The 6741-nt window shown below is 56.5% G+C and carries 6 protein-coding genes; 4 read left to right on the top strand and 2 right to left on the bottom strand.

Annotated features, from left to right (window positions below):
* Window positions 1-564 (top strand): pyridoxal-dependent decarboxylase (locus tag R6U41_RS12940; RefSeq protein WP_410270258.1); only part of this gene is annotated, 564 nt, incomplete at its 5' end.
* Window positions 565-589: 25 nt separating this feature from the next.
* On the opposite strand, the gene R6U41_RS12935 is transcribed toward R6U41_RS12940, so the two are convergent.
* Window positions 590-1180 carry an indolepyruvate oxidoreductase subunit beta gene (locus tag R6U41_RS12935; protein ID WP_410270257.1) on the bottom strand — a complete coding sequence of 197 codons (591 nt, stop codon included), beginning with the start codon at window positions 1178-1180 and terminating at the stop codon, window positions 590-592.
* Window positions 1180-3039, bottom strand: coding sequence for an indolepyruvate ferredoxin oxidoreductase subunit alpha (iorA, locus tag R6U41_RS12930; protein ID WP_410270256.1), 1860 nt, complete (start codon window positions 3037-3039; stop codon window positions 1180-1182). The genes R6U41_RS12935 and iorA overlap by 1 nt, the downstream gene beginning before the upstream one ends.
* Before the next feature lie 395 nt (window positions 3040-3434).
* On the opposite strand from iorA, the gene R6U41_RS12925 reads away from it, so the two are divergent.
* The 3 genes from R6U41_RS12925 to R6U41_RS12915 form a co-directional block, all read left to right on the top strand.
* Window positions 3435-4103, top strand: a complete 669-nt coding sequence (locus tag R6U41_RS12925) for an XTP/dITP diphosphatase (RefSeq protein WP_410270255.1) — start codon at window positions 3435-3437, stop codon at window positions 4101-4103.
* A gap of 17 nt (window positions 4104-4120) precedes the next feature.
* The gene (locus R6U41_RS12920; RefSeq protein WP_410270254.1) at window positions 4121-5761 is read left to right on the top strand and encodes a phosphoenolpyruvate carboxykinase (ATP); all 1641 of its coding nucleotides are present in this window, start codon (window positions 4121-4123) and stop codon (window positions 5759-5761) included.
* A gap of 179 nt (window positions 5762-5940) precedes the next feature.
* Window positions 5941-6741, top strand: an 801-nt coding sequence (locus R6U41_RS12915) for a DUF6178 family protein (RefSeq protein WP_410270253.1), incomplete at its 3' end; no start/stop codon positions are given.

Here is a 6741-nt window from a genome sequence, read left to right as displayed (position 1 = left end):
GATCCGGAACTGCTCGATGTCATCGAATACCACGCCAATTACGTCAACCGCCGGGGATCGGTGGACCTGGGCATCAAGTCGCTTTCCGGCTCCAGGGAGGCCAACAGCCTGATTCTGGATTCGGCTCTGAAAATCATGGGCTCCCAGGGCTATGCCCTGCTCATTGACCACGGAATCCAAACCGCTGCGGCATTTGCAGACGAAATTGAAAGCCGGCCGGATTTTGAAGTGGTCACCCGCCCGGTGTTAAACATTCTCACCTACCGGTACTGCCCCCATAAAATCCAGCAGGCCCTCACAGGCGAAAACCAGGACCGCAGGTGCAGCCTCAACAGCGCCATCAACCGGGTCAACCGGGATCTGCAGCGGCTGCAGCGGGAGGCGGGCTACAGTTTTGTCTCGCGCACCACCCTCCAGGGAGATCCGGCATGCGGTGAAAACCTGGTGGTCCTGCGAACGGTAATCATGAATCCCATGACCGACATGAAAATTCTGCGGGAGATATTAGACGAGCAGCAAAACATTGCCGCCCGCTTCTGTGCACCGGACCTGCCGGCTATATAAAAAACGACTCAAACAGCAGCTGGTTTCAGGCCGTGGCCACCTTGCGCCCCAGCTCAAAGGCTTTCAGGTTGGTTTCCGCAAACGCCTGCCGGGTCACCGCGCCAATGGCATCCTTGAGGCTCTCCTCGTTTAGCGGGATCAGGTTTGTTGCGCTAAGCGCGCCGAGAAGCACCATGTTCACCGAAAGCACGTTTCCGGCCTCCCGGGCCAGGGCTGCGGCATCCAGGGAAATCAGCCGGGCACACTTGGAGGCGATCAGGCGCTGGATATCATCGAGATCCGGATAAACGCCTTTTCCAATGGCCGCGGTAAAGGGCTGCAGGGCGGCAGTGTTGATGATCACCGTGGTGTCGGCATTGCATTTTTTCAGCGCGCGCAGGGCTTCGGCCGGCTCAAAGCCCACCAGGATATCGGCCTCCCCGTCGGAAATAATGGTGCTTTGCGCATCTCCGAAAACCAGGGCGGATTCCACCACACCGCCACGCTGAGCCATGCCGTGAATTTCACTCATGCGCAAGGACACCTGCGAGCGCCGGGCGGCTTCCCCAAGTACGCGGGAGGCCAGCAGATTGCCCTGACCGCCCACGGCCACGATGATCAGTCGGGTTACATCCATTATTTTTTCTCCTTGACGGGCACAATGGCATTTTCCGGGCATACCTGGGCGCAGACCGAACAGCCCGTGCATATGGACTCATCAATGCAGACCCGGCCGTTTTCCATATAAAAGGCCGGGCATGCCAGGTCATTGATACAATTGCGGTGATTGGCGCATTTCTGCGGATCCACCCGAAAGGGGCGCCCGGTTTGTTTCTTCAGGCTCCGGGCCTGCAAAACGCAGTCCTGCCGGGCAATGACAACCGATACCCCCTCAAATGCAATGGCTTCTTTGAGGGCGGCCACGCTTTTTTTGATATTATAGGGTCGGATCACGCTGACGTGCGGCACGCCGATTCCCTTGACCAGTGACTCAATGGAGACCCGGCCGTAACCGTCCTGGCCCAGGCCGCTCATGTCCACGCCCGGATGGGGCTGATGGCCGGTCATGGCCGTGGTGTGGTTATCCAAAATCACCAGGGTCAAGTCATGGTTGTTGAAAACCGCATTAATCAGACCCGGAATGCCGGAGTGAAAAAATGTGGAATCTCCGATATAGGAAATGACCTTGTCATCGAGCACCTGGGAAAACCCGCATCCCGTGCCCACAGACGAGCCCATGCAGATGAGAAAATCGCCGGCTGACAGCGGGGGCATAAACCCAAGCGTGTAGCAGCCGATATCATTGGGCTTGACCGTGGCCATGCCTTCGGTGGCCTTGTTGACCGCATAAAACGTAGCCCGGTGCGAGCAGCCCGCACACAGGTTGGGCGGCCGCTGGGGGATTTCCGGCACGTCAGAGATGTCCAGGGGCACGGTAGGCTCCAGGGTCACATCAAACCATGCGGCAATTTTTTCGCGCACCATGGCCGGATCATATTCAAACAGCCGGGAAAACAGGTGCGGGGCCTTACCGCCGATGGGCAGGGTCAGGCACGCTTCCTGGGCCAGAGCCTTGATGGCCTCTTCCATGTAGGGTTCGCCTTCTTCCACCACAAGGACTTTTTCACACCCCCGGAGAAACGCCTTTACCTTTTCACCGGGCATGGGATGGGAAAAGCCCACGCGGAAAATCCGGATTTCGTCTTCAATGCCCAGGTCCCTGACCGCATCGGCCACGTAATTGTAGCTCACCCCGTTGACCACAATTCCCCAGGGGCCCTTTCCATGGATAAAATTGTATATGGACTCACAGGACAGGGCCTCTGCCTGGTCCAGCCGCTTTAGCAAGCGCACGTGCAGGTTGCGCGACACGGCCGGCACGGTGACCAGATGAAACGGATCCTTGACAAAACTTCCCTTTGTTTTCGGCGAGGTAATCTCACCGAGCACCACAGGTCCGGTGGAATGGTTGATCCGGGTGGTGGTGCGCACGATCACCGGCTCCTGGAGGGTTTCGGACAATTCAAATGCATATGGCATGATCTGCCGGGCCTCATCCACGCTGGACGGCTCCAGGATGGGAAGGCCCGAGAGCTTACCGTAATACCGGTTATCCTGCTCGTTCTGGGAGGAAAACATGTAGGGGTCATCTGCGCAAAGAATCACCAGGCCCGCCTTTACCCCCACGTAGGCCAGGGTCATCATGGCATCTGCTGCCACGTTCATGCCCACGTGCTTCATGATGCACATGCTCCGAACCCCCGAATTGGCAGCGGCTGCGGTCACTTCCAGGGCCACTTTCTCATTGGTGCTATATTCGAAATAGAGGTCGCTTTGCTTTGCCATCTGGAAAAAATTGGCCGAGATCTCCGAAGACGGTGTTCCCGGGTATGTTGCGGCAAAGGATAGACCTGCTTCCACTGCACCCCGGGCGATGGCCTCGTTGCCCAAAAGCATCAGCGTTTCTCCGGCATTGTCCTGCAACAGCTTGTGCATAAGCCGTGTTCCTTTACTATACTGGGTTTGATTTTTTCACGTTCCAGGTTAAATTGTAAAAAAGGTCCTCACTTCGCTTGATGTTTTTACAGGAAGGAACCCCTGCGGTCAGGGGTCAGTTTTATGACTTCAAAAACAGACCCCGACCTTGGGTTGCCTTGGAGGTCCTATAACATGGAAAGACCCTGTGTAAAACATTTTTCGTTGGTTTGCGAAGGCCGGGGCAGCGGGCACCATCAAAGGGGTTTACAATCAAAAGCAGATCCAGTATAAAAAAGGTTTATTTCCTGACACTTCCAGCCGCTGAAAAATTTGAAACGCTCAGTTTAGGTTAGGTGGAAATCTGACTGGATCATCCTTTTTTACAGTTTTTTGTTATAGAGTCTGAGGCGCATATGGACGAGCGAACCACCCTGGTGATTGCCACCCGGAATTCTGGAAAAACCCGTGAAATCCGCGAACTGCTGGCCGGCTATCCCGTAACCGTGAAAAATCTCGACGATTTCGGCCCCATTCCGGAAATCGATGAAGACGGTGAAACCTTTGATGATAACGCCTATAAAAAGGCATCCTTTGCCTCCCGTGTGCTGGGAGTGCCCGCCTTGGCAGACGATTCGGGCCTGTGTGTCAATGCCCTGGGCGGACAGCCAGGAGTGCATTCGGCCCGGTTTGCCGGCGCTGATGCCACGGACGCGGAAAAATGCCGCAAACTGCTGGAAATGATGGAAAACCAGCAGGACCGAAGCGCAGCATTTGTTTGCGTGATCTCCATTGCCGTGCCCACGGGCGCAGCACTTACCTACGAAGGCCGGTGCGAGGGGCAAATCCTCCGGGAGCCGGCCGGGCAAAACGGCTTTGGCTATGATCCGGTATTTTATTTCCCGCCTTTGGGCAAATCCTTTGCCCAGCTGCCGGCTGCGGAGAAAAACCGAATCAGCCACAGGGGCCGGGCCCTTGCCGAAATTTGCGAAGAAATGGACAAGATACTCAAATGGATCGATCTGCAGATGCCGGTGCCGGAAAAATTTGCCTGCGGGCCTGCGGATGATTCCACAATCACTTAAACAGGGCAGGAAAATCCATGGCCATTGAAACCTTAAATCAGATGATCGCCACCCATCCCGAGGTACTGCGCAATTTAAAACGGGCCCAGATCACCCGATATGCAGTAGACCAGCGGGAAGGACTGGTTTTGCCCTGCGGTGCGCTCTCCACCTGGACCCCGCCGGAATCAACGGGCCGCTCCCCGAAAGACACGGTGATCGTTCGCTACCCGGAGCTGGAGGAGCACATTGACTGGACCTCGCCCAACAACCTGTCCATTGACCCGGAAACCTTTCACCGTCTCTGGATTGATGCACTGACCGTGCTATGGAAAAAACCCCGGGTTTATGTCACTGACCGTGTCATCGGGGCGGATCCCCAGTATGCCATGCCGGTGCAGACGGTTACCGATTTTGCCTTAACCAGTCTGTTTACCATGAACATGTTCCGGCCCGTGCCTTCAAAAATCGATAAAAGCCTGTTTGCAAACAAGCCCTTTACCCTGCTGGTGGCCCCTTATGACAAAATCGACACCTCCAGGTATGAAGGCCGGCTCAGAAAACGCGAGGACGGCACCACCTCGGACATGATCATTGCCATGGATTTCAAAAACCGGCTTGGGCTGGTATACGGATCAGCCTACTGCGGCAGCGCCAAAAAGCTCATGTTCACGGCCATGAACTATTACCTGCCCCATGAAAACATCCTGCCCCTGCACTGCTCGGCCAATGAGGACCACCAGGACAACGTCTCTTTGTTTCTGGGCCTTTCCGGGACCGGCAAAACCACCCTGTCGGCGGACAAAAACCGTTCTTTGATCGGCGATGACGAGCACGGGTGGGATGAAAACGGCATCGCCAATTTTGAGCACGGCTGTTATGCAAAGCTCATTGACCTGGAGCCGGAAAAAGAGCCGGAAATCTACAAGGCGGTGTTTTCCCACCGGGAAATCGAGGAAAACGGGGTGATCATTGAAAACTGCATGACCTATCCCAACGGGACCGTGGACCAGTTTGACGCGCGCCTGACCCAAAACAGCCGGGTGTCCTATCCCCTGCGGTATCTGAGCAACGTCAAGATCAAGGGCACGGGCACCCATCCGTCCACCATCATATTTCTGACCGCTGATGCCAACGGGGTGCTGCCCCCCATTTCCCGGCTCAATACCGATCAGACCATGCTGTGGTTTCTCATGGGATACACCAGCAAACTGGCCGGCACGGAAACCGGCATCAAGGAACCCCAGACCACGTTTTCCAGGTTTTTCGGCCAGCCGTTTATGGCCAACAAGCCTTCGTATTACGCCAACCTGCTCGGCGAAAAAATGAAACAGCACCAGACCCGGGTGTTTCTGGTCAATACCGGCTGGAGCGGGGGCCCTTACGGGACGGGCTCCCGCATTGACATCACCCAGACCCGGGCCATGCTGGATGCGGCCATGGAAGGCCACCTGGACAATGTGTCCTACACGGAAAACAAGCGCTTTCACCTGAGCGTGCCCGACTCCTGCCCGGGTGTGGATGCGGAAATCCTGCATCCGGAAAATACCTGGTCTGACAAAAACGCCTTTGAGCAGCGGGCCGAAGCTTTAGCCCGGGAATTTTCGGATTATTTTGACCAGGCCTATTCAGACGCAGACATTGATCCGGCGGTTCGGGCCCAGTGCCCGGGCAAATAATGCATCCTGGAAGTCCAAGGGCGGGGTCGGTTTTTGAAGCGACATTGACCGTTTACGGAAAAAAACCGTAAACGGTCAGGAGCGAAAAAACTGACCCCGACCGCAGGGCTTCCTTCCTGACAAACATCAGACTCGGTAAAAAGCTTTTTACGAAAACCAACAGAATTGATTTTTTGAAAATGGCAAGTTCAGAACCCGAAGACACGCAGATCCGCTCGGCCCACCAGCAGCGCATGGCCCGACTGGCTGCAGACAAGCAGCGCATTTTAATGCAGCCGCCCGAAAAGGCCTTAGATGAAATCCTGGACCACACCCAGGCCACAGCCCTGGTTCACTCCATGGCAGAAGAGGACATATATTTTCTGGTCCACGAAATCGGGGTGGAAGACGCCATGGAACTGCTGTCCCTGGCTTCCAACCGGCAATGGGAATACCTGCTGGACCTGGAAATCTGGAATCGTGACCGGATCAACACCCAGGCCCTGGGCCACTGGATGAGCCTGCTGTCCCGGGCAGATCCGCCGCGTTTCCACCAGTGGACCGCATCGGAGAAATATGACCTGTTGGAATACTATCTCCATGAGGCCCTTGAGATCCGAATCCCGGAGGAAAACGAAGACCCGGGCGATTTTCCGGACGGTTTTTTCACGCATGACGGGGTTTTTTACATCAGCATCCAGGAGGGATTTTTAAACGCCATTGAAGACGAGGACGACCGGGACCGGCGGGGCGTGGTTCCTCGCGCTCTGCGGGGCGTTCGCCGCCGTCTCGGGACTTGCGGCGATCGGTTTTCTCGCCGGGGAGCTTTCGCTGCGGTTGCTCGAGGGGCGGGGGCGGCCGCTCTACTTCATCGGCGAGACGCTGTAGGCCTCTCCGCGCGGCCGATCGCTCGGAGAGCGACGCGGGGTGCGCCTTTCTCGCGCGTCGGTGGCCGTTCGGGCGGGTCTGGCGCCGGCGGCGGCCGCGGCGGCAGCGGCGGC

Source organism: Desulfosalsimonas sp. (assembly GCF_046483245.1).
Lineage (GTDB): Bacteria > Desulfobacterota > Desulfobacteria > Desulfobacterales > Desulfosalsimonadaceae > Desulfosalsimonas.
This window is presented reverse-complemented; position numbering and strand designations above follow the sequence as displayed.